Source organism: Microcoleus sp. (genome assembly GCF_041354475.1).
Classification (GTDB): Bacteria; Cyanobacteriota; Cyanobacteriia; order Cyanobacteriales; family Microcoleaceae; genus Microcoleus.
Genome location: NZ_JBGJZU010000010.1, coordinates 79,922 through 100,503, shown reverse-complemented (window position 1 = coordinate 100,503; position 20,582 = coordinate 79,922). Strand labels below are relative to the sequence as shown.

The window sequence follows — 20,582 nt, the reverse complement described above, 5'->3', positions numbered from 1 at the left end:
TCAGTAGTCAGTAGTCATTAGTCATTAGTCATTAGTCGGTAGTTGGTTGTCATTAGCTATTATTTATGAGTATTATATCAAACTTACTTCTAATAGCTAACTGCCAACCAATTCCCAATTCCCAATTCCCAATTCCCAATTCCCAATATGCGTATAAACCTCCCCCAATTCCCAGAAAAACAGCGTCTAAACGACCATATTGGCGAAATTATTGAAACTGCAACTACAGAATTTTTAGCTCAATGTTTAGATCCAGAAGACTTGAGTTTTCCGGCGATGCCACCTTTTGGGAGTTGGGTGAAAGCGACGGATGAACAGTCGGGAAATCTAGTGATAGCAGTAGTTTATCATGCGACAACTAGCCCGATCGACACCGTGCACAGAGCACGGGCTTTGGGGATGTCGCTGCAAGAGTTGCGGGAGGAACAACCGCAGATTTTTGCGATGTTAAAGACTGAGTTTCGAGCGGCAATTGTGGGTTTTGAAACGGCTGGTGAAAGCTTGAACGGTTATGGGGCGCAACGGGGAACTATTTATCAGTATATTCCGCCAAGACCGCCGCAAATTCACCAGGCGGTTTATCGGTGCGAACCTGATGAGGTGATTGATTTTAGTGCTCAGTTGGATTTTTTGAGGACGCTGCTGGGGGTGGCTAATGCGCCGGTGGAGGCGCTGACGGCGGCGGCGATTCGGGAGATTTATCAGTTGCGAAAGCGCGATCGATCTTGGTTGGTGGAAGCGGGGAGGAGTTTGAGTGTTTTGTTGAAGGATGATTACGATCGGCTGCGGGTGATTTTGAGTCAGATTCATCCCTAGGCGACAACTCAGGTTAGTCAATTTAGCTAAGTGTCAATTAACTTGGAAAAGAAGGTGGTGGGGGAGATTGAGAGGGTCTAGAAATATAGGTAGGTTTGGGGCGACAAGCTTCTATAACTGCATTTCTAAACTGTTCTACCCGTTCAGTTTTTCTATAAAACAGAATTATATTATTTTTTGTAGTATAAATGGCTATATAGCACGGAAAGTGCGATCGAAGGCATCAGCTAATTTAGGGAATTGGCAAAGGAAGAAACGATCGCACTTAATTCAAAATGCGATCGCCTCATTGAGTCTTGCAGAGCACTACGTCTGATGTAAAAGAGCATTTTTGCCCAATCTAATCTAGAGAAACATAGCGAATCAAACTCCGCATGAGCTTGCCGAAAGTTTGGGCAGGTACAATCTGCGACCATTCTTGAACTGCTGCAAAGCGACGCAAGTAGAGCGCGCTAACAATTTTATCGATTCCCTTCTGGGAGCCAATTACCAGGATCAGCACAGGTTCCCGGTTTGGTTCAGCAGCCACAGGATTTGGCTGCAAGGTGGGCGATGCCGGGATTTCGTTGATATCTGTGGACACAAAAAGCTGTGTTTGAGTCATTGCGGTAAATTTCCTCGATCTAGTAGTTGCTAATTGTCAACTATTTTGAGTGTAACGCATTAGATGACAATCAGCAACGTTTACAGAATCGTGACTCTCTGACACAATCGGGAGCATGGGAAGAGCAGGCAAAGCCCTCAAAAAAATATTAGAGGCATACGATATCAGTCAATATCAATTGGCGGCAAAGATGGAAATCGATCGCTCAAACGTTAGCCGTTGGGTGAGTGAGGAGCGAGACCCGTCTGCCGAGGCGGTATTTGCGATTAAGCAAGCGTTGCAGACATTCAATCGGGAAGCGGCTAATGAATTCGTCAGGTTGTACCTGGGAAATGGCGAGGAAAATGGTTAAGTTCTGAATAAATTTATTGAGGCAGTTGTCAGATTATGGTGACAGTATCAATCAAAGACGAATATGTTGAAGTGTTGAGCGCTTTGGGTGATTTGCAGGCGGCTATGGATTTGGCAATCCAACGTTATACCATCGAGCAGATTACAGGGAAAGTTGCTTAACTTCGACAAAGAAATGCTCAGTATCAAGCTAAATATGGCATGGATTATCTGACTTTTAACCAGCGACTTTCTGAAGATGAAGTTTTTATCAGGAATCTTGAATCGAAGGTTAATAATTTGTGGGAGATTGATTTAGCAGATTGGGAATTTTGCTATAAGGGGATAGGAGATTGGACGCGCAAGTTACAAAATCTTTTACTTGAAACTAATAACTTAATTTCCCATTAAATGCCTAATTTATACATAAATTAGCACTTACTGGGGCCGAGAAACCGGGTTTTTTACGAAAAATATTCGTGGTAGCCGACAGATTAGGTGAAAACCCGGTTTCTTTAGTCGCAGTGAGTAAATCCTGATACAGCATATTCCATGTATATGTGGTACACATAATCTTGCGAGATGTCGTGTAAGGTGCGTCGCCCTCAAAAATCTACAAGTTCTATTCAATATCTCGTAGCGACGCACCCTACAGATTAACACTACATAACAATCAAGAGGTCATTATTTATGAATCCCCAATCTGGAACCAAATCACCCTTGGATCGTAAACCGCAAATTCCCCTAACAGAACTCCATCAAAAAATTGATGCTGGAGTTAAGATTGCTATTGCTAAAGCCATAGAAAAACACCGCAAATTAGGGGAATCAATTAGCATTTGGCAAGATGGCAAAGTAATTACTTTAACTGCCGATCAAATTCCTCCCCTGAAATTAGATAATGATAGTTAATCCTTATTTTGCCATCAAATCAGCAACAGATATTGTAGTCAAAAGATTTGGGCAACTATTTAGGATTCTGCTACTTCTTCTGGTACTCGCCGATATTTGCCATCTAAACGTTCCTGTCGCTGACGGCGATTATCAGCTTCTAACATTGCGAGGACTTCATCTAATTTTAGCGTCCAAGCATCAAGCAGGCGACAAGATTCTCGCATCCTAGCAACATTTTGCTGTCTAGTTTCTAAATCGGGTATTCTGGGCTGTTGAGTCATGGCAGATTCCAACTCCTTTTAATTTCTTGAATACTGGCTTCTGAGGCATCGGCGATCGCCTCTCCCTGCTCGATCGTGCTATACAGAAAGTCTAGCACATCGGTTGTTGCTGCGGGTTGAGATTCTGCTACCTGTTGCAAGATTCTGTGCAAACGGTTGTAGGGAATTCTCAGGCGTTCCTTGACATTATCAATTGCTTCTAACTCAGGCATTGTTTCCCCTGTCTCGCCAAATTGCTGTAAGAGGGAATATTCTGCTGCTGTTGCTGTGTCGAGAAGTGCGACTAACCGTTGTTGTAATCTGAAAATAGTGCTGATAGTTTGGTCTGGTAATTTTGCCATGAATTTTAATTTGGAGGATGACAAATTATCAGTATAATAGCACTTGCTGGAGCTCAGAAACCGGGTTTTTTACGAAAAATATTCGTGGTAGCCGACAGATTAGGTAAAAACCCGGTTTCTTTAGTCGCAGTGAGTAAATCCTGATAATATTCAGATTGAACCTAATCACTCGATCTGATAAATATAAGCATCGTCAACATAGATATGATTCACCGTGTTGTTTGTGAGTCGCTTCCCTAATAAACTTAAATTCCAATCTTTTTGCAACTTACGTAGCCCTTGAATCAATTTGTGTTTAGGACTTACTGCAACAAGATTCATCCAATTTATGTTTAATTCTGGTTGAACTTTGCCGAAAACGGAAATTATCTCTTTGTAGGTTTTGAGGGAACCTTCTTTATCAAAAACAGGAGAAGTTAGCATTAAACGCCATGTTTCTTTTTCTGGTAAGTATAGCCAGAGTGCTGAATTAACGGCAAGACCAGCTTGATTGAGAGCGTCTATTAGTCTTTTACCGTCTTGGATTTCTTGGTCTACCAATGTTGCTGTACCCATTGTAAAACTCCTTGATTGGGATCGGTTATTGCTAAGTAAATAGCGGTGGCTTCTTGTCTAGTATATTTTTGGTAACGGCTTTCTTCTGACCAGTCTTTGACTACTAACCAGTTATTTGCAAAAGCTGGATCGCTTCGCCTCGCAGTCTCTAAGGTTGGATAAAGTTGAGCAACCTTAACAAGCTTTTCCAAATCGTGAGTATAACTATCAGTAACAGTTTTCTTATCTGGAAAGTCGAACTTACTGGTTTGTTTGGCAATGCAAGCTTTTAAGCCGCATTCAATAATATAACCGCTCAGATAATAAGCCCCTGAATATTGACTATTCTTGAGAAGCACTTCGACTTCTTTAAGCCGCGTCATGGCAAGGTTTTTTAATTCCCGTCTGTTCACAAAGTTGTCATCCGAATACTTCGCTTCTATATTTTTGATATATTATCTCATAGCTGAGCTACATTTGCAACCTGGAGCTGATCCTGATGCTAAATCCGCAAATCAGTCTGTCATAATTTATTTAAACCAAAAAATCATATGTGGGTAGAGATAGCGACGCTAAATCAAGTTCCCGAATGGGATATTTTGCGAGTAAAAGTTGAGGAGACTTCACTAATTTTGAACCGTCAAGGTAGGAATGTCACTTGTTACCGCAATGCTTGTACTCATTTGGAATATCCGATTGACATGGGTAAGGTAAGTGACGGCATCATTACCTGTCCTTTTCATAAATTTCGGTACAAATTAGATACGGGTAAATGTTTGAATGCACCTGCGGATTCTCTCGAATCATATCCGATTAAGATTGAGGGCGATCGCGTTTTTGTAGAAATCAATTAGTTATATAACGAACCGCGAAGGCGCGAAGAACGCGAAGAACGGAAAGAGAAGAGAGTTTTACGACTTATTTAGACTCACGATAGAAGAGGGAAGTAAGAAAATGCCACAATAGCAATAGTTTCAGTAATTAGAGGATTTACGCACTCCGACAACGAAACCGGGTTTTTTACGAAATAGTTCGTTACACACCCTAAATTGGGTGAAAAACCCGGTTTCTGAACCCATGCGTTACACCATTTTTTCGCGCCGCTGACGGACGAAAATCGCCAAAAGTCCGATCGCGCCAAACCCCAAAAGCAGCCATTCCGCCGGTTCAGGAACCCCCGAAACATTCAAAGGATTGCTCGGTTTAGTCAACTCTTCTTTACCGGATTCTACCTTGCGTTCAAATCGATCTGTTTTCGCTTCTGCTTGTTTTAGCTGCTCTCTTTGGTCATCATTCACTAACACAATCATGGAAGAATAAGGTGTCACTACATTAAAGGTTTTTGCCAGGGAGTGCATCGCATCCAATTGAGTCAATTGATTGGAAGTTTTCTGTTTGCTAAGTGCCGTAATTAATTGTCGCGCTGCTATAGGTTTAAAACCTTCATTTTTGTCATCTTTTAATTCTGTAGCAGCCGCAGATTGCAGAGTCTTGTCCGATTTCGGCTTTTTGGTATAACTCCAAGCATAGCCATCAACAACGCTAACTATAGAATCGCCCGATGCTGCTGTCGTCGCTACTCGCTGCATCGCCTCTTTAATATCAGTAGCAACCCCGCCACCGCTATCTTGAATCACCTTTAAAGTAGCGTCGTCATAACCCGGTGGTAAACCTCCCAAATGCACTGTCCACAACGGTGCAGCCATGGAAACGGTGTTTTTGCGATCGTCTGATAATTCGTAACTATGCCGATCGCTCACCAAGAATACACTATCATAAGTGCGATCGCCACGCAACTGAGCAAACTGTTGCAAAATATCCTTCAATTGAATCGAACCATAAAAGGTTAACTTTTCTACATTAAAAGTGCGTAAATTTTCTACCAACTTCGGGGACATACCGGCCGCACTCGACACATATAAATCCACATTATTTGTGGTTAAAATATTCTTTTTTAACCACTCAAAATTATCCTTAAGTTCTTTAGTTTCCGTCGCCATACTGCGAGAAGTATCCAGCACCAAGGCTAATTTTTTCACCTGTGGCAAAAAGTAATTTACATCAATCAGTGGCTGAGCAAAAATAGTATTTTCTTCCGGCAAATTCGCTAGGTGTGGTATAATTTCTGGCGGTGCAACTGCGGGCAAAAATGCTGGAAGCCAAATTTCTTTTGCCTCTTTTGCATTGTAGTTTACCTGTTTCCCCGCCATAGTGCGACGAGTCTTTTTGTCCCAAAAAATGTTGCGTTTTTCAGCTAAATTCGGCATAGCCCAACCCTGTGCTTGTCGCATCACTTTGTAAGTTAGCCACAGGTGCATTTCCGTGGGCCCGTCAGTTTGTCTAAATTCTCGTTTAGCAGGGATGGGAAAAGCCCGCAAGCGATATTGTTTCGGACCAATTTGTTCTAGCAAAGCCGGATCGACATTTTCTCTCACTTGCTGGTTGTAGACTTGCTGTGCGGCACCTCGTGGCGATACAGTAAATGGAAAACGTTTTTTCAAATCCCCAGTATCACCAAGCCAAATTCCTGTTACTGCGGCGCTTTCTGGCAGCGAAAAGTAGTAAAATACTTCTTGCAAGTTGGGTGTTTGATTTTTGTAAACTTCGTAGAGTTGAATATCAGCCCAATCACCATGTTCTTTCACTGTTACTTCTTGGGATTGCAACCATACTTTTTCTTGATTGACATTCAGCAAACCTGCTTTAGCTTCTTCCCGATTTGAGGTGGATTGTACGGCGTGTTTGACTGCTTCGGCATCACCTTTTTGCAATTCGGTATCAAAGAATTCACCGTAGAGTTTTTCGGCTTTCTTCACATCTGCCTCAGAGCCTTGATACAAAAAGGGAGACATTAGAAAATTATAGCTGTTCTGGACAGCCTGAGCCGCACCTTTATTCAAATTTAAAGTGTTTTTGTACATCTCATAAATGTGGTTATTTTCTTCCACTGTGCTGAGATATCGGTAAGGGGATAAATAAGCATTGACTAAGCCCGCTCGAATCCTATCAGATTTAGCTAATATAGTTTGCCTGCTGCTCTCATTAATCGGTGGAGTCGCCAGCATTTTCAGTGCTTGAATTTGTGGCTGTTGCTGCAAAGTTGCAAAAATAGCTACCCATGTTGCGATTACTGCTAAGCTTCCGAAAATTGCCTGATTTTTACCATATTGAGTAGCAAAGCTCCGAAAAATTTTGTAACCTGACTGAAGATATAGAAATCCGTAAAGTGAAGGCATTACCACGAATAAGCTGGAGGTAAACCCAAACATAATTAAGGAGAATGGCAGCCACCAAATTATAGATAATGAACTGTATTTCAAAGATTCTATAAGTGGTTGCACCCAAGCAAAACTCAAAAATCCCACGATGGTCACAATGGCGACAGGTAAAGCGTAAAACATTAGCAACGTGGCAGCCCAAGTACCAACCAACAGCATTAAACTATGAAATGCTAATTGAATAGATGCACTGTTTTTATGTCCAATTAAGCTAGTTAAGAAAAACTGCTTTTCATGGAATTTTTTCCAGACTAATTCAGATTCAGTATTTTCTGTTTTCCCCAGATATCCGTACAGGATTTCAACTAAAAATGCTCCTATACATAAGGCTATAGTAGCGATGATTTGAGAACTGGCTGGAGTAAGTTGCCGCAGCAGGAATAAGCGGATTAAGCAGAGCAAAAATAGCGGTGCTTCAACTCCGTAAAACAGGCGCATTAGCTGCAATGGTTGCTTCCTCAAATACCTGGCTCCGATTATGGTAGATACTGTAGGTACTGCGACCATTGCTGTTAGGGTTAAGGCAAATTCCAGGGGGATAATTCCATCAATGGTGGCTTGAATTAATGGTATTCCCACATAGGGTAAAATCCCCAAATAAACAATTGATAGAAATGTGAGATTCCACAGCCAGAATATTGACTGAAAGATTATATTAAGTGCCAGTTTGAATCTTTTCATTTTTTCATCCTTTTAAGCTAAGATTGACTGCATTATGGATAGAGGTAACGAAGTCTTGTATTTCAGAACTTTCGGGGTTCACAAGATTATCAAATAGAATTGAAACTAGCACCCAAGTTTGATTTTTATGACGAATATCGCTGCTGATACGTGACAAGAAATTATCTGTTGTTCCTTGGGTGGATTGGAGCCAGTAGGTGGCGGATAGTTGGTTGTTTTTGAGAGACAGCCAGCGCGCTAATATAGTAGATGTTAGCTGTTTTCTTTCGATGCGATCGACTGGAATTCCGCTAGCAAAAAAACATAACTCCGGTGCGTGATAAGTTTGCCAAGATGTGCTAGCGACTGTGAGCATAGAACCACGCAAATTGCCTGAGACAAATCTGATTTTTCCTGTCTTTGTTTCGGGGTAATTACCAAAGAATTCTTGTTCGCTGGGGTTGAGTGCGATCGACTCTGATACAATTTGTGGTGGGATGTTCAGGGGCGCGATCGCCACTTTTGCACTTTCCACATGATATGATTGAGCGATAATCGCCAAAACCCCGACTATTCCAATTACTCCGAGTTTAGCCAAAGGCTGATTTATGAATATTTCTGAGTTGTCTTTTGTGGCAAGGTTACTTGGTTGTAATTCTGGAAATTTAGGGATTTTTTGCAACATCAGCCAAGTGAAAAAACAAGCAGAAATTAATCCCACAATCCCCAAAGGTACGTGCAGAATTTCAGCATACATTGGCTGTTTGAAAACTTGGGCAACTAGCACTAGCACTGCAACTCGCGCCGCATTAGCAGAAACTAACATTAAGAAGTTAGTGGCGCATAATGCCAGCCATTTTAAGCCTAATTTGCGACTTTCGATCCAGGTCGCAGCCAATAAAAAAAGTGTCCCAACAAATAAGGTTTTAATGCCGCTACAAGGTACGTCAACATGGGCGATGCCATTTTCTAAAACGATGATATCGTAGGAAGAAATAGCTCCGATTTGCAAAGCAGAAAGCAATTGTTCTACTACCTGAGCCGTGAGCACTCGCGCTGGTAAACCCAAACCGCTATTTAACTGACTGTTGAATGGTAAAATACAAGCCAATAAGCCTGCAACTGGCAAGTTTTTTTGCCAAAAGTAGGGTTCACAGAACAAGCCGTACAATCCGTAGGTTCCTAGGATAAACAGCAGTACGGTGAGTTGTTTGATATCAATTATGGACTGAAGTGCGATCGAGCAAATGCCGGCCCCCAACATCAGCAGCAGGGGATAGCGCCTCAAAACAAATTTTGGCATCGATGGGCGCGATCGTCCCGAAGTTCCAATCGATCGCACGACTAATGCTACAATCAATAAACCAATTAGTATCTTGTAGAGAGTTGGTATCTCGACCAACGAGGATAACAGCCACTTAACAGCCGAGATGTTGGCTAAAAACCAAGTGAGTGCGAGCACAGAAGGAGCTAGCAAAACCAAATTAACCGCAGGATGGGGACTGACAGAATCTGGGATACCAGAATCAGGAATCTTGGTGCGCTGCATGATACCGCTTGACATTCACGTTAGTGACATCTTAGCTCAGCAAAATTGGTAATGCCTAGACTTGTAATTTAAGTTTTGTCAAGCTTCTGTTTTCTCTACAGAGAAGCTAGAGTTATAATAATTTTAAGGGAGATAAAGGGAAGATAACAATGAGCGAAAAAAGTCCAGGATACAAAATTCTTAGTGATAACCGACAAGCGCGGCATCTCTATGAAATTATAGATACATATCAAGTGGGAATCGAGTTGAAGGGAACCGAAGTCAAATCAATTCGGGAAGGTAAAGCTAATTTGCGGGATGGATATGCTTTAGTCCGCAATGGTGAACTGTGGCTGATTAACGTTCATATTTCCCCTTGGAGAAGTGCTAGCAACTATTTTAATCACGAACCGCGTCGCACCCGCAAACTGCTGATGCACAAGCAGGAAATCCGTAAATTAATTGGTAAAGTGGAAGAAAAAGGTTTGACTTTAGTACCGTTAAAAATGTATTTGAAAGGCGGATGGGTAAAACTTGATATCGGTTTGGGGAAAGGCAAAAAACTGTTTGACAAGCGGGAAGATATGAAGAAACGCGACGACAAGCGGGATATGGAACGCGCGATGAAGCAGTTTTAATTATAACCGAAGGAAGAAGGAAGAAGTCACCCCCCCAAGGCTGGGCTGTTTCATCATTTTGTAGGGGCGGTGCCCCCGTGCCCGCCCCAATCTCACCAAACAACTACAAAATCGTGGATGGTGCGTGCCTACCCCCTCCACCGACCATTTTCCGTCATTTCAGAGATTGGGGCAACCACGGGGGGATTGCCCCTACAAGAGAATGAAACAGCCCTGGGCACGGCCCCTACAAAGAATGAAACAGCCCAGCCCCAAGGGGGGAATGGGGGAAATTGAGGAATAAGGAAGAAAGCCTAGGTGTCAACTTAAGTCTAAAAGCCTTGGTATCTCTCGTTCATAGCCAAGTCTATTGACACTCTCAGCTCTAAAGAGACTGAGATTCTGCTGACAGGGGTTTAACCGTAGGACTTGCCCACAGTTTAATCCTCGCTACGGTTGTCAAAGACCGTCTACCCACTCTGCTTAGATCTAAACCTAAGTTGGAGGCTACTTTTCTCAAGATATTTGCTGCACCATTTAGGTCTGCATTCACTCTTGAGCCATCACCGGACTGATATAAACCACGTTTAACACGCTTACCTGATGCTTTCCACCCTTCTGGTTTTTCGCCATACTTGGGTAGGGAGTCGCCATCAAGAAAACTTGCCTTAGACGTATAGGCTTCTTCGGTCGTTTCAAATGTAAGTCCATTCACATCGCAAAGCTGTTGGATACGGTCTTTCAGCTTTGCTAAAGGCATCTGAACAAATTTTTGGTTGTTCACTCTTCCTATATTGGAATTGACTTTGAATCCCTCATTCCATCCGCAAACAATTGTCCCGATACCATGTTTAATACAATGGTCAACAATCAATTTTGCAGCTTTATTTACGCCATCCCTCATCTGATGGTTGCGCTTACGAGTCACTCTATCAAGCCACGAATCCCAGTGGTCCGAAGACTTTCCTTCTTTCCGGGTAGAGACTCGCTTATTCCAAAGTTGATTCATAGCCTTCATATTGAAAGCGTCAATCAAGAAGGAATTACCTTTGGTATCCACACAAGCCGCCATGTTTGCAGAAGTCCCTAAGTCAATGCCTAGGGCTTCTGAAGGGTCTACATCGGCTTGCTGAGTTGGGACTTCATAGCTGCATTCAAGGTAGAATGCACCGTTCTTTGGAAGAATCGTAAATTCTTTCACTTTTGACATCTCAATATTAGAGATAGTAGGCAGAAAGAACTCTTTCACCTTGAACCATCGGGAAACTGTAAGCCCCAAACTGAATCTAAGTTGACCATCTTTAAGCAAAGGTTTTTGACCACCGCTATTGGGATATGCAACTTTGAAGAGCTTGGAACCTTCAAGATACCCCGGAGGTTTAGGTCGAAAGTGCAACTGACCTTTAGAGTGCAAACCGCGAAGTTCTTTAAAGGATTTCCAAGACTCAATTACAGATCTAAGGGTTTGCTGCATAGGAGTAGACGGCATACTCTGAGCCGTTTGAGTCTTGGAAACAGTGGGTTCAAAATCAAGGTCATATTTCCCGGTCATCATCTTCCCAGTCTTGAAAAAAGTCTGACGAGAAAAATAGACACCGCTGTTGTAGACCTTACCTGATTGCTCACAGAGGTATTGCAAGATTGCTTTCGTCTCTGGGTCAGGATTCAAGAGAACTTGCTGAACTCCCATCTTTTTCTTTGTTTTTGCCATTGATTCGACCTTCAATGTGTTGTATTCTTATATGGTATACCATAAATCACAAGGTTTCAATAGCAAAATGAAGAAAGGTGGAAATCCTAATCTCGGATGGAAGGCAGACAAGGGAATTGCCTACGCTAGAACCCCTGTCCAACTTAAGGTTATGCCGGGTGTCCGAGAGCGATTGATGACTGTAGATGACTGGCAGAACAAAGTTAGAAGGTTTATTGATGAACTGTTGGCAGAACAAGGGGACTAAAGTCCCGCGAGTCGCTTCCCTCCCAGGTCTGAAGACGCTGGGCTTCCCGCATACCGAGGTCTTTCTGTGATTGATTTTCTGCAACTCTCCTGATAGTCCCTCCGAACCCATGAAGGATTAATCTATGGTCGCATACATATACGTAGTGTCAACATTACGCCATATGGCAAATTAAATATCTCTCTAGTTCCGAGTTAAAATATGCTAAACACAAAACCATTAGCTAACATTTCTAATGCTATAAAACAGCCGCCTAAAAAGCATCATAACTCTAAGTGGGCTGCTTTGCTCTTAATGCTGACAGTAGGGTTTGGTGGCTGGCAAATAGGGTTGCCGGAACTCGCATCCCTTTTTAATAATAGAGGATTTGAAAACTATAAGGCCGATAGATTGGCTGATACTCAAGAATCCTATCAATTAGCCCTGTCTCTAGATCCCAAAAACAGAACTGCTCTTTATAATTTAGGATGGCTGTGCGAAGAGGTACAGGATTTGGGATGTGCGCGAGGAAAATATCGCGAAGCTGCTAAATTGGGTTTGCCTGCTGCTTACAGTAACCTAGCGCGGTTATATATTCTTCACGATAAAAACTATCCTGCTGCTGTTCATTTGCTTTTGCAAGGTTTAAAATTAGCTAAGGACGATCAAGTCAAATATTCTTTGCTCAAAAACTTGGGTTGGGCTCGCTTGAAACAGGCTCGATATCCAGAAGCGCTGCAACATCTGGATGCAGCGAGCAAGATAGATAGCGAAAGAGCGGCTACTTACTGTTTAAAAGCACAAGTTCTAGAAGGGATGCAAAAGACGAAAGAAGCTCAACCTTTGTGGAAAATTTGTCTTAAGTATGCGGATTCTCAAGAATTGGATGAGGATATATGGATAGGAATGGCACGTCAAAGCTTAAAAGAGGAAAAAACAAAGAAATGAAACCTACTGTTTTGATTTCATCAACAATACTGGCAATTATAACTCTACTGGAGTTAAGTCCAGCTTCTAAAGCACTGCCCAGTCCTGTGACTGCTAAGTCCACGGTTAATCACGAAGTTGAGTTGTTTACGTCGAGTTATTCGAGGCGGCCTTGTAAGGATACTGATGGTGGGCAATACGTGTGTCCCAGACTAATTATACCCCTGGATAGTGCAGAATAAAAGTTAGTTTCAAACAGTTTTTTTTAGGTGTGTACTTTGAATTTTATATCAACAGGTATGTAGTATGAGGTAGTATGGAATATTGTCTGTGGGTACTTTACTAAATAGTTAAGCAAACCTCAAAAACATAATACCGAGAGCCCTGACTTCTTAAAAAAGTCGGGGCTTTAACATAAATACGGAAGGCATTAGCAGCTCGATCTAAATCAGGCTCTTCTAAGCACCATTGACTTGTCGGTCTGACTATCGGGACACAGGGATAATATATCCGATCGCTCACAACTTTTGGCGATCGCTTGACAGTTTCTTTTACCCATAACGGGCGTGCGGCGCCCGTGGAACGCTCTAAAGAGGACTGAAGAGAAGAATTTTCAACTCATTAGTCCTCTTTGAGAGGACTGTCTTCTATTAGACAGGGGTTTCAACCCCTGTCGGACTCGCGGGATGACCAACGAACTTGGCGGGCTGACAGCTTAAGTTGACACCAATGGCCCATTCCCGATTCCCCATTCCCGATTCCCCATTCCCGATTCCCCATTCCCGATTCCCGATTCCCAATTCCCGATTCCCAATTCCCGATTCCCAATTCCCGATTCCCCATTCCCGATTCCCCATTCCCCATTCCCAAAAGCTTAATCGGCTTCATCTAAGTGTTCCGCCACGGCATTATAAAGTTCCAAAACATGGCGATCGAGTAAACTATAAAAAACCTGTCTCCCCACCTTGCGATAACGTACCAATCGCATCGCCCGCAACGCCCGCAACTGGTGGGACACAGCCGATTCGCTCATCCCCAAAGTTGTCGCCAAATCACACACGCAGAGTTCTTGTTTTGCCAAAACAGACAACAGCCGCAGGCGGTTCGCATCTCCCAAAAGACTGAAAAACTCTGCCATGCGCTGAGCTTTGGCGGTGTCGAGAATTTGGGTTTGAATATCCTGGACTCGCAAACTGTCAACTAGGTGCGGTCGATCGCAGATTGGTGTATCATTTTGGGCGATCGGTCCATTTACCGCCCCATTCACAGCAGAGTTAGATAACATTCTTTCAAGATTTATTTTGGTTCTCATTGTCATTTTAATGCGATTTGAGATTTGAGGATTTCTACATAGTCCCTCAGCCCACTTTCAAAAATATTTCCTATCCCCTTGACTTATCTCTGAATATGTGTTCATATATAAATATAAACAAACCAACCTACCACGAAAAAACACTATGACCACTGCAACCCAAACAAAATGTGCCTGTCCATCTTGCTTGTGCACTGTCAACCTGAGTGCAGCCATTGAAAAAGACGGCAAACAATACTGTTCCACTGCTTGCGCCGACGGACACCCCAACGGCAGTGGCTGTGGCCACACAGGCTGCGACTGCCACAAGTAAGTGCTGAGCTTGCACAGAAGTTAAGAAAAACCTGTAAACTATATCAAAAGGGAGTTGCGGTATCCGCAGCTCCCAATTTTGTTTAAACAAGGTTAAAGAAAAGTTAAAATTAGGGTAAAATTAGGTTAAAATTAGATTAATAAAGATAAGTACAAGGCAAAATCAAGCAATTGCTACTTGCGCCCTACAATGGAAGCAAGCGATCGCCATTACAAACAGGAATTAGGAGGGGGGCAATGACCGAGCGGGAAGACTTTTTACATCCTCGCCATCGCTACTACGGCGATTTTACGCCAGAAAACTTGGCGTTCAATGCCAACTTGCAAGAGTTTGCTCAAAAAATAACTTACATTTGTTCCCTGGAAACAGGGGGCAAAATTAGCGCTGAGAAAGCTTATAAAGATATTAAAGCGCTGTGGAAAGAATTAAAATTATCCAAGAAACAATTGGGCATAGGGCAAAAACCTCCCAGTACCGATGAGCAATCCTAGGTAATATCGTTTCCGGCTGCATCGGAATGATTTAACCTTACTAGAACGCAGAGAACACAGAGGGAGATAAGAGAGATGAATACAGGACGATGTTACCGGATTTGATATAAGCCAGTTCCTAGGGTGGCAATTGATAAGGTGCGTCACTTCCCGAACCCCTAAAAATTGTTCCAAAAACTCTCCTGACGCACCCTAGGTACTTCATTTACGCCTCAGAAACAACCGAAAATCCATCAAGGAGTGCAATTTCCCCCAAGCCCAGAAACAATCGCACAAGTATTACTTTTCAGCATCCCCTCATAGGTATCAGCGCCGCTACCAGGGGCACCCAACTCGTCGCTGTAGAGTTCCTTGTCGGAAATTTTGACATTAGCCTCCCTCGCCACAGTCTCCATCAACTTGGGATTAGTCGTACTTTCCACAAAAATTGTCGGTACTCCCGCCCTCTTAATTTCTGATGACAGTTCGGCGATTCTAGCTGCTGTGGGCTGTTCTTCTGTAGTCACTCCCTGCAAAGCTCCAGCTACCTCGAAACCGTAAGCATTAGCATAGTAACTCAGAGCATCGTGAGTAGTGACTAACTTGCGTTTAGCTTGGGGAATCGTCGCAATTTGAGCTTGAATCCAAGTATCTAATTTTTGTAAATCTGCTATTAATTTGGCGGAATTTGTAGTATAAATCTCAGCGTTATTAGGAGCAACTTTTTTTAATTCATCGCGAATTACTTCCACCATCCGAATGCCATTTTGAGGATTATGCCAAACATGAGGGTCAGGAACTTTTTCCCCTGCTTCATGGGGTTTGGCTGCGGTTTTGTGTTCTGCTTCGTGCTCGTGTTCGCCCATGAGTGGTTTGGGCACTGCGAGTTGGTGGACGGCGATTTTGGGCGCAGAATTGGTAGTAGATTGGATCAGTTTAATGATACTTGGTTCGTGGTCGTAACCTGCGTATAAAATCAGATTGCCCGTTTCAATGGCCTTACGGTCTTCGGGCTTGGTTTGATAGGCGTGGGGGTCATCTCCGGGTTTAATTAAACAAATAGTGTCGATCGAACTTGCGGCAATTTCTTTAGTGATGTCGCAAATAACACCAGTAGTGGCCACTACTTTTGGCAAATTGGTCGCCCGACTCTCAGGTACGGGATTGCTGGCTTGGGGCCTTTCACTGCATCCAACTAATCCTAGCGCGATCGCCAAAACCGCCACAACGCTGACTCGGCTGGTTTTGTCCGTCAACTTCTGGAACATAAGACTTCAGAAACGATAATCATTATTGGTTTTTTGAGTTATTCTATTGTAGTAGCTGGAAACAAGAATCGTTCTCAAAATCTCAAATTATGCTAGAAGTTCAAGACTTGGCTGTTAATTATCGAGGAATTTCGGCCCTGAACAACATCAATTTCCATTTAGCATCAGGACAGTTAACGGGAGTCTTCGGGCCCAACGGGGCGGGGAAAAGCACGATGGTGAAAGCTATGTTGGGATTGATTCCAGCCTGTCGGGGTAGGGTAACATATGAGGGGCGGTTGTTGAAGGAACAGTTGGGGCGGGTGGCTTATGTGCCGCAGCGATCGCAAATTGACTGGGATTATCCGATTACGGTGTGGAATGCGGTGATGATGGCGCGCACAGTCCAGACTGGTTGGTTTCGCAGTCCCTCCCGTCAGTCGCAGGAATTGGTGAAAACTGCTTTGTTGCGGGTGGGAATGTGGGATTTGCGCGATCGGCAAATTGGCGAACTTTCAGGGGGTCAGCAGCAGCGAATTTTCTTAGCAAGGGCGATCGCCCAACAGGCCGATTTATTCTTCTTTGATGAGCCTTTTAATGCCATTGACAAAGCAACAGAAGAGATTGTTTTTGATATTTTTGCTGAACTCAAAGCCGCCAATAAAACTTTGCTAGTAATTAGTCACGATTTAGGAGAAAATTTAAAAAAGTATGATAATTTATTGTTGTTGAACAAACAGTTAATTGCGATAGGTTCCTGTAAAGAAGTGCTGACAGTGGCTAATATTCATAAAGCCTATGGTTATGATTTAAGTTTAGTTTCGGTTTGAGGTCGATGAAAATTTATTTTTACCTGTAAAATTCATCGTAGCACGGGCATCCTGCCTGTGCAGGGTTGGGCTATATATTATGGCTGCATTGTTTCCTGCTGCGTTGTTCCTTGTCCTATAAATGTTAAACTTACTAATTGAGCCTTTGAAATTTGAGTTTATGCGTAATGCGATCGCGATCGGCGTATTACTAGGAATACTCTGCGCGGTGGTCGGCTCCTATTTAATTGTACAGCAAATGGGCATGATGGTTGACATGATTGCCCATTCCGTGCTAGCTGGATTACCCGTAGCTTTTGCTTTGGGTTTCAATATCGCGATCGGCGCTTTTATATCAGGGATAATCAGTGCTGGGATCATGGTTTGGATTCAGTCACAATCCCGAATCAAAATAGATGCAATTATGGCATTAATTTTGTCTACGTTTTTAGCAATCAGCATCACGCTGATTAGTTTGTTGCGAACCACCAAGTTAGACCTGGACGGTTTTTTATTTGGCAATATTTTATCCGTTGCACCAGCCGACGTGCAACAAACTTTTGTCACCACCTTGATAATTTTGGTGGCGGTGAAAATTTGTTATAAGGAACTGCTGTTTTATACCTTTGACCCCCTGGGTTCTCAGGCCAGCGGTTTGCCTGTAAACTGGATTTATTTAGGGATGATTTCAGCGATTACCTTGACGATTGTTGCGAGTTTGCAAACCGTGGGGGCGCTGTTGGTGATTGCGCTGTTAATCGGGCCGGGAATTACTGCGTATTTGTTGGTGAAAGAGTTACATTTAATGATGGGATTGGGCGCAATTATTGGGATTACAGCTAGTGTGACTGGTATGTATCTCAGCTATTATTTGAATATGCCGTCCGGGGCGGCGATCGTGTTGGTTATTTTTGGGTTATTTTTGCTAGCTTTTTTGTTAAGTCCCAGTCAAGGAATTTTGACCAGAAAGAGAGCAAATTAATATAGCAATCCTAAATCATTTGTGAATTTCTTACTCCCTCCCCTTAATAAGGGGAGGGTTGGGGTGGGGTAAAAAACTTTACAACTCCTGCAAGGACTGCTATAGTAACGATCTAGTTTATTAAGGCGCTTGCTGCTTAGGCCAAGTAAAGCGAAAGGTTGCCCCTTCACCTTCTGCCGATTCCAAGGAAATAATTCCACCTTGATTTTCCACAATTTTCTTAACCAGGGACAAACCAATACCAGTATTTTCTACTCGATCGCGAGCTTCCAAAGTCTGAAAAATTACAAAAACTTTCTCGTGATACTGAGCCGCAATTCCCTGGCCGTCATCTGCTACAGCAAATTTATAAAAATCACCGATGTCTTCCACAGAGATGGTGATATGACCGGTGGGACTTCTGTGATGTTTGATGGCGTTGCTAATTAAATTAGAAAAAACCTGTTGCAAGAGCAGTCTTTGGGCTACAAAAGTTGGCATTCCTGGTTGCACTTCCACCACAAATTCCGGTGGGGGTGCTAGGGAATCAATTATTTCTGCTAATAACTTATCTACTTTCACTGTTTCGGAAGCCACTTGCATCCGTCCGACGCGGGAATATTGCAGCAGTCCTTCAATCAAACCTTCCATTCTGTGCACTCTGCCGCGCAGTAGGTTCATTTGGTTTAGAGTATCCTCTGTCATCGAGTCGCTGAGGTCTTCTTCTATCCAACTGCTGAGATTGGCGATCGCCCGCAATGGCGCTTTCAAATCGTGAGAAACTACATAGGCAAACTGGTCTAGTTCTTCATTCTGCTTTCTTAAATCCTGACTGAATTTAGCTAGGGTGTCCGCCATCCACCTCAATTCTTCTGTTTGCAGGCGCGAAAATTCCTCAGCTTGTTTGCGTGCCATAATATTTTCTACAGCACCCATTAAATATTTATTGCCATTTTGTTCTTGCAGCAGGGAAACACTTAAGTTTGCCCAAATCAACTCTCCATTTTTACCGATATAGCGCTTTTCCATAGAGTAAGTTTCAATTTCTCCTGCTAATAACCGTTGCAAATGATGCAGTTCTGGTTCCAAATCTTCGGGACAAGTAATTTCTTTAAAATTTTTCTCGGTCAGTTCGGTTCGACTGTAACCCAAAATTTCGCAAAGTTTTTGATTGACTAGCAGCAACTTGCCTTCGAGATTTGCTTGGGCCATCCCAACGGCGGCTTGCTCGAAGGTGGCGCGAAACCGCGAGGCGCTTTCGGAAGCGGCAATTTCGGACAATTTGCGATCGCTAATATCGTTGCTAATTTCCAAAATAGCCTGGGGTTCGCCTTCTTCATCCCGCTGCAAAGTCCAGCGACTTGCTACGGTGATTTTTGTGCCATCTCGCTTACTACGCACCAGTTCACCTTGCCAATCTCCTGTAGAGAAAAACTGCTCTTGAATTGACTCAGCCGTTTGAGGCAATTCTGTTTGCAAAAGTTCATGAATATTTTTTCCCATTGCTTCGGAATTGCGCCACCCGTAGAGTCGCTTCGCCCCATGGTTCCAATAAGAGATTTTGCCCTTCAAGTCCAGTAGGGCGATCGTATCGTTGGCTAAATCAAGCATTTGTGCTTGCTTGCGTAGAGTTTCTTCAGCTTGTTTTCTGGGTCCAAAATCGCGACAAATTGCAATAAACAAACGTTGATTTTTCAACTGCATTTCGCTGATTGCCACTTCCATTGGAAAAATTTTTCCGTCCCCGCGCATTCCGGTAGTTTCTTGCTGATAAACATTTAGTTTAGTACCAGGATTTAGCAAAAAATATTCAATGGAATAATCGCCAGCGCTTTTGTTTGGTAGAGGTTTAGCAAGCAGTTTTCGGAGATTTGAGCCAATTATGCGATCGGCACTCCAGCCAAAAATCCGTTCAGCAGCAGCATTAAAAGACTCAATAGTGCCGGATTCGTCCAAAGTAATAATGCCGTCCGCTGCATGATCGACTACAGCTTGAATGCGAGTTTTACTCTCTTGCAAACTCACTTCCCGGTGGTTCAATTCTTTCTCTAAACTATCAAATAAATACCAAGAAGCTGCGGCACCCAAAAAGCCCACCACTAAAGCCGTAAATTGGACGTAATTAGTGAGACTCACCCACTGCTGCATTTGTGGGTCTAGAAAGTTCTTGTAGGCATCACCTGCGTCTGTAAAGGCATCAATTTTTTCCCGCACCCTATCCATCTTGAATTTGCCTTCAGTGAATGCCTGAGTAATTTTCGGAGACTGGGGTTTGATGTCTGAATTGTCAATCTGGTTTAGAGTCTGTTCCAAAAAATCTATTTGCTGTTCCGTGATTTTTTTAATTTCGGCAAATCGCTGACTTTGAATTGGATTTTTTTTAGTGAGAGTTTTGAGTTCAGAAAGTTGTTCAGGCAAATTTTTTTTTGCTTCAAAATAGGGTGATAAAAATGCCCGCCGCTTGGTTAGCCCGTAACCTCGAAGACCAGTTTCCGCATCCACCACTGTTTTTAACAAACGGTTTGTTTGCTGAAGCATTTCCTTATTGCTATCTAGTTCCTTTCTTGTTTGTATCGCTCTGTTTCGCAGTCCTGCTATGACGATCAGCGAAGCAAACAGACAAATTACGGGGATAGCTACGATGACTGTTCCCCGCTGGCGAATGGGTCGGTCTTTCCATACAACTTGTAAGAAGCGATCTAGCGAATCCTTCATGAATAGTT

The 20,582-nt window shown here is 43.0% G+C and carries 25 protein-coding genes; 13 read left to right on the top strand and 12 right to left on the bottom strand.

Annotation, left to right across the window (positions count from 1 at the left end):
* Positions 1-147: 147 nt before the first annotated feature.
* Entirely contained in the window at positions 148-816 is a 669-nt protein-coding gene (locus ACBR23_RS06285) for an HAS-barrel domain-containing protein (protein WP_371115433.1), read from the top strand.
* Between the two features lie 340 nt (positions 817-1,156).
* Here the strand turns inward: ACBR23_RS06285 and ACBR23_RS06280 are convergent, their stop codons facing one another.
* Positions 1,157-1,420, bottom strand: a complete 264-nt coding sequence (locus ACBR23_RS06280; RefSeq protein ID WP_371115434.1) for a peptide ABC transporter substrate-binding protein — start codon at positions 1,418-1,420, stop codon at positions 1,157-1,159.
* Positions 1,421-1,535: 115 nt separating this feature from the next.
* On the opposite strand from ACBR23_RS06280, the gene ACBR23_RS06275 reads away from it, so the two are divergent.
* From ACBR23_RS06275 to ACBR23_RS06265, 3 genes are all read left to right on the top strand, one after another.
* Positions 1,536-1,772 (top strand): helix-turn-helix domain-containing protein, encoded by a 237-nt coding sequence (locus ACBR23_RS06275; RefSeq protein WP_371115435.1) that lies wholly within the window; start codon positions 1,536-1,538, stop codon positions 1,770-1,772.
* 35 nt (positions 1,773-1,807) lie between these two features.
* Positions 1,808-1,933: a hypothetical protein gene (locus ACBR23_RS06270; protein WP_371115436.1), complete on the top strand. Its 126-nt coding sequence runs from the start codon at positions 1,808-1,810 to the stop codon at positions 1,931-1,933.
* Between the two features lie 507 nt (positions 1,934-2,440).
* Positions 2,441-2,662: a hypothetical protein gene (locus tag ACBR23_RS06265; RefSeq protein WP_293191931.1), complete on the top strand. Its 222-nt coding sequence runs from the start codon at positions 2,441-2,443 to the stop codon at positions 2,660-2,662.
* Between the two features lie 59 nt (positions 2,663-2,721).
* Here ACBR23_RS06265 and ACBR23_RS06260 read toward each other — a convergent pair whose 3' ends face one another.
* The 4 genes from ACBR23_RS06260 to ACBR23_RS06245 all read right to left on the bottom strand — a co-directional run bounded on the left by ACBR23_RS06260 (position 2,722) and on the right by ACBR23_RS06245 (position 4,183).
* Positions 2,722-2,925, bottom strand: coding sequence for a hypothetical protein (locus ACBR23_RS06260; RefSeq protein ID WP_371115438.1), 204 nt, complete (start codon positions 2,923-2,925; stop codon positions 2,722-2,724).
* Entirely contained in the window at positions 2,922-3,266 is a 345-nt protein-coding gene (locus tag ACBR23_RS06255) for a hypothetical protein (RefSeq protein ID WP_371115439.1), read from the bottom strand. Before ACBR23_RS06255 ends, ACBR23_RS06260 begins: the two co-directional genes overlap by 4 nt.
* Positions 3,267-3,431: 165 nt before the next feature.
* Positions 3,432-3,821 carry a hypothetical protein gene (locus tag ACBR23_RS06250; RefSeq protein WP_371115440.1) on the bottom strand — a complete coding sequence of 130 codons (390 nt, stop codon included), beginning with the start codon at positions 3,819-3,821 and terminating at the stop codon, positions 3,432-3,434.
* Entirely contained in the window at positions 3,800-4,183 is a 384-nt protein-coding gene (locus ACBR23_RS06245; protein ID WP_371115441.1) for a DNA-binding protein, read from the bottom strand. The genes ACBR23_RS06250 and ACBR23_RS06245 overlap by 22 nt, the downstream gene beginning before the upstream one ends.
* Positions 4,184-4,351: 168 nt before the next feature.
* Between ACBR23_RS06245 and ACBR23_RS06240 the strand changes: the two genes are divergently transcribed.
* The gene (locus ACBR23_RS06240) at positions 4,352-4,654 is read left to right on the top strand and encodes a Rieske (2Fe-2S) protein (protein WP_371115442.1); all 303 of its coding nucleotides are present in this window, start codon (positions 4,352-4,354) and stop codon (positions 4,652-4,654) included.
* Between the two features lie 228 nt (positions 4,655-4,882).
* Here ACBR23_RS06240 and ACBR23_RS06235 read toward each other — a convergent pair whose 3' ends face one another.
* Both ACBR23_RS06235 and xrtO read right to left on the bottom strand, forming a co-directional pair.
* Positions 4,883-7,759, bottom strand: coding sequence for a TIGR02921 family PEP-CTERM protein (locus tag ACBR23_RS06235; RefSeq protein WP_371115443.1), 2,877 nt, complete (start codon positions 7,757-7,759; stop codon positions 4,883-4,885).
* Between the two features lie 4 nt (positions 7,760-7,763).
* Positions 7,764-9,287, bottom strand: coding sequence for an exosortase O (xrtO, locus tag ACBR23_RS06230; protein WP_371115444.1), 1,524 nt, complete (start codon positions 9,285-9,287; stop codon positions 7,764-7,766).
* A 149-nt stretch (positions 9,288-9,436) separates the two neighbouring features.
* On the opposite strand from xrtO, the gene smpB reads away from it, so the two are divergent.
* Positions 9,437-9,904 (top strand): SsrA-binding protein SmpB, encoded by a 468-nt coding sequence (gene smpB, locus ACBR23_RS06225; RefSeq protein ID WP_340524203.1) that lies wholly within the window; start codon positions 9,437-9,439, stop codon positions 9,902-9,904.
* 364 nt (positions 9,905-10,268) lie between these two features.
* Here the strand turns inward: smpB and ACBR23_RS06220 are convergent, their stop codons facing one another.
* Positions 10,269-11,594, bottom strand: coding sequence for an RNA-guided endonuclease InsQ/TnpB family protein (locus tag ACBR23_RS06220; RefSeq protein WP_371118809.1), 1,326 nt, complete (start codon positions 11,592-11,594; stop codon positions 10,269-10,271).
* Between the two features lie 67 nt (positions 11,595-11,661).
* Between ACBR23_RS06220 and ACBR23_RS06215 the strand changes: the two genes are divergently transcribed.
* The 3 genes from ACBR23_RS06215 (at position 11,662) to ACBR23_RS06205 (ending at position 12,989) form a co-directional block, all read left to right on the top strand.
* A complete protein-coding gene (locus tag ACBR23_RS06215; protein WP_371115447.1) occupies positions 11,662-11,841 on the top strand; it encodes a hypothetical protein in 180 nt (59 codons plus the stop codon).
* Positions 11,842-12,042: 201 nt separating this feature from the next.
* Positions 12,043-12,768, top strand: a complete 726-nt coding sequence (locus ACBR23_RS06210; RefSeq protein WP_340526302.1) for a tetratricopeptide repeat protein — start codon at positions 12,043-12,045, stop codon at positions 12,766-12,768.
* Entirely contained in the window at positions 12,717-12,989 is a 273-nt protein-coding gene (locus ACBR23_RS06205) for an Osc7112_2153 family protein (RefSeq protein WP_371118808.1), read from the top strand. Before ACBR23_RS06210 ends, ACBR23_RS06205 begins: the two co-directional genes overlap by 52 nt.
* A 421-nt stretch (positions 12,990-13,410) precedes the next feature.
* Here the strand turns inward: ACBR23_RS06205 and ACBR23_RS06200 are convergent, their stop codons facing one another.
* Positions 13,411-13,635 carry a hypothetical protein gene (locus ACBR23_RS06200; RefSeq protein ID WP_371115449.1) on the bottom strand — a complete coding sequence of 75 codons (225 nt, stop codon included), beginning with the start codon at positions 13,633-13,635 and terminating at the stop codon, positions 13,411-13,413.
* Positions 13,622-14,032, bottom strand: coding sequence for an ArsR/SmtB family transcription factor (locus ACBR23_RS06195; protein ID WP_371115450.1), 411 nt, complete (start codon positions 14,030-14,032; stop codon positions 13,622-13,624). The genes ACBR23_RS06200 and ACBR23_RS06195 overlap by 14 nt, the downstream gene beginning before the upstream one ends.
* Before the next feature lie 172 nt (positions 14,033-14,204).
* Between ACBR23_RS06195 and ACBR23_RS06190 the strand changes: the two genes are divergently transcribed.
* Both ACBR23_RS06190 and ACBR23_RS06185 read left to right on the top strand, forming a co-directional pair.
* Entirely contained in the window at positions 14,205-14,372 is a 168-nt protein-coding gene (locus ACBR23_RS06190; protein ID WP_371115451.1) for a metallothionein, read from the top strand.
* Positions 14,373-14,542: 170 nt separating this feature from the next.
* Entirely contained in the window at positions 14,543-14,863 is a 321-nt protein-coding gene (locus tag ACBR23_RS06185) for a hypothetical protein (protein ID WP_371115452.1), read from the top strand.
* 233 nt (positions 14,864-15,096) lie between these two features.
* On the opposite strand, the gene ACBR23_RS06180 is transcribed toward ACBR23_RS06185, so the two are convergent.
* Complete coding sequence (locus ACBR23_RS06180; protein WP_371115453.1) at positions 15,097-16,110, bottom strand: metal ABC transporter solute-binding protein, Zn/Mn family; 1,014 nt, start codon at positions 16,108-16,110, stop codon at positions 15,097-15,099.
* Between the two features lie 89 nt (positions 16,111-16,199).
* Between ACBR23_RS06180 and ACBR23_RS06175 the strand changes: the two genes are divergently transcribed.
* On the top strand, positions 16,200-16,919 hold the full coding sequence (locus ACBR23_RS06175) for a metal ABC transporter ATP-binding protein (RefSeq protein WP_371118807.1): 720 nt from the start codon (positions 16,200-16,202) through the stop codon (positions 16,917-16,919).
* A 121-nt stretch (positions 16,920-17,040) separates the two neighbouring features.
* Entirely contained in the window at positions 17,041-17,880 is an 840-nt protein-coding gene (locus ACBR23_RS06170; protein WP_371115455.1) for a metal ABC transporter permease, read from the top strand.
* Between the two features lie 120 nt (positions 17,881-18,000).
* Here ACBR23_RS06170 and ACBR23_RS06165 read toward each other — a convergent pair whose 3' ends face one another.
* Positions 18,001-20,574 (bottom strand): PAS domain S-box protein, encoded by a 2,574-nt coding sequence (locus tag ACBR23_RS06165; protein ID WP_371118806.1) that lies wholly within the window; start codon positions 20,572-20,574, stop codon positions 18,001-18,003.
* Positions 20,575-20,582: the final 8 nt, after the last annotated feature.

Coding starts and splice junctions, on each gene's coding strand:
- ACBR23_RS06220 (WP_371118809.1), bottom strand. CDS start 11,594: ATGGCAAAAACAAAGAAAAAGATGGGAGTTCAGCAAGTTCTCTTGAAT.
- ACBR23_RS06190 (WP_371115451.1), top strand. CDS start 14,205: ATGACCACTGCAACCCAAACAAAATGTGCCTGTCCATCTTGCTTGTGC.
- ACBR23_RS06285 (WP_371115433.1), top strand. CDS start 148: ATGCGTATAAACCTCCCCCAATTCCCAGAAAAACAGCGTCTAAACGAC.
- ACBR23_RS06180 (WP_371115453.1), bottom strand. CDS start 16,110: ATGTTCCAGAAGTTGACGGACAAAACCAGCCGAGTCAGCGTTGTGGCG.
- ACBR23_RS06170 (WP_371115455.1), top strand. CDS start 17,041: ATGTTAAACTTACTAATTGAGCCTTTGAAATTTGAGTTTATGCGTAAT.
- ACBR23_RS06280 (WP_371115434.1), bottom strand. CDS start 1,420: ATGACTCAAACACAGCTTTTTGTGTCCACAGATATCAACGAAATCCCG.
- ACBR23_RS06265 (WP_293191931.1), top strand. CDS start 2,441: ATGAATCCCCAATCTGGAACCAAATCACCCTTGGATCGTAAACCGCAA.
- ACBR23_RS06165 (WP_371118806.1), bottom strand. CDS start 20,574: ATGAAGGATTCGCTAGATCGCTTCTTACAAGTTGTATGGAAAGACCGA.
- ACBR23_RS06255 (WP_371115439.1), bottom strand. CDS start 3,266: ATGGCAAAATTACCAGACCAAACTATCAGCACTATTTTCAGATTACAA.
- xrtO (WP_371115444.1), bottom strand. CDS start 9,287: ATGCAGCGCACCAAGATTCCTGATTCTGGTATCCCAGATTCTGTCAGT.
- ACBR23_RS06275 (WP_371115435.1), top strand. CDS start 1,536: ATGGGAAGAGCAGGCAAAGCCCTCAAAAAAATATTAGAGGCATACGAT.
- ACBR23_RS06205 (WP_371118808.1), top strand. CDS start 12,717: ATGGATAGGAATGGCACGTCAAAGCTTAAAAGAGGAAAAAACAAAGAA.
- ACBR23_RS06210 (WP_340526302.1), top strand. CDS start 12,043: ATGCTAAACACAAAACCATTAGCTAACATTTCTAATGCTATAAAACAG.
- smpB (WP_340524203.1), top strand. CDS start 9,437: ATGAGCGAAAAAAGTCCAGGATACAAAATTCTTAGTGATAACCGACAA.
- ACBR23_RS06245 (WP_371115441.1), bottom strand. CDS start 4,183: ATGACGCGGCTTAAAGAAGTCGAAGTGCTTCTCAAGAATAGTCAATAT.
- ACBR23_RS06235 (WP_371115443.1), bottom strand. CDS start 7,759: ATGAAAAGATTCAAACTGGCACTTAATATAATCTTTCAGTCAATATTC.
- ACBR23_RS06175 (WP_371118807.1), top strand. CDS start 16,200: ATGCTAGAAGTTCAAGACTTGGCTGTTAATTATCGAGGAATTTCGGCC.
- ACBR23_RS06195 (WP_371115450.1), bottom strand. CDS start 14,032: ATGTTATCTAACTCTGCTGTGAATGGGGCGGTAAATGGACCGATCGCC.
- ACBR23_RS06215 (WP_371115447.1), top strand. CDS start 11,662: ATGAAGAAAGGTGGAAATCCTAATCTCGGATGGAAGGCAGACAAGGGA.
- ACBR23_RS06240 (WP_371115442.1), top strand. CDS start 4,352: ATGTGGGTAGAGATAGCGACGCTAAATCAAGTTCCCGAATGGGATATT.
- ACBR23_RS06270 (WP_371115436.1), top strand. CDS start 1,808: ATGGTGACAGTATCAATCAAAGACGAATATGTTGAAGTGTTGAGCGCT.
- ACBR23_RS06260 (WP_371115438.1), bottom strand. CDS start 2,925: ATGACTCAACAGCCCAGAATACCCGATTTAGAAACTAGACAGCAAAAT.
- ACBR23_RS06200 (WP_371115449.1), bottom strand. CDS start 13,635: ATGAAGCCGATTAAGCTTTTGGGAATGGGGAATGGGGAATCGGGAATG.
- ACBR23_RS06250 (WP_371115440.1), bottom strand. CDS start 3,821: ATGGGTACAGCAACATTGGTAGACCAAGAAATCCAAGACGGTAAAAGA.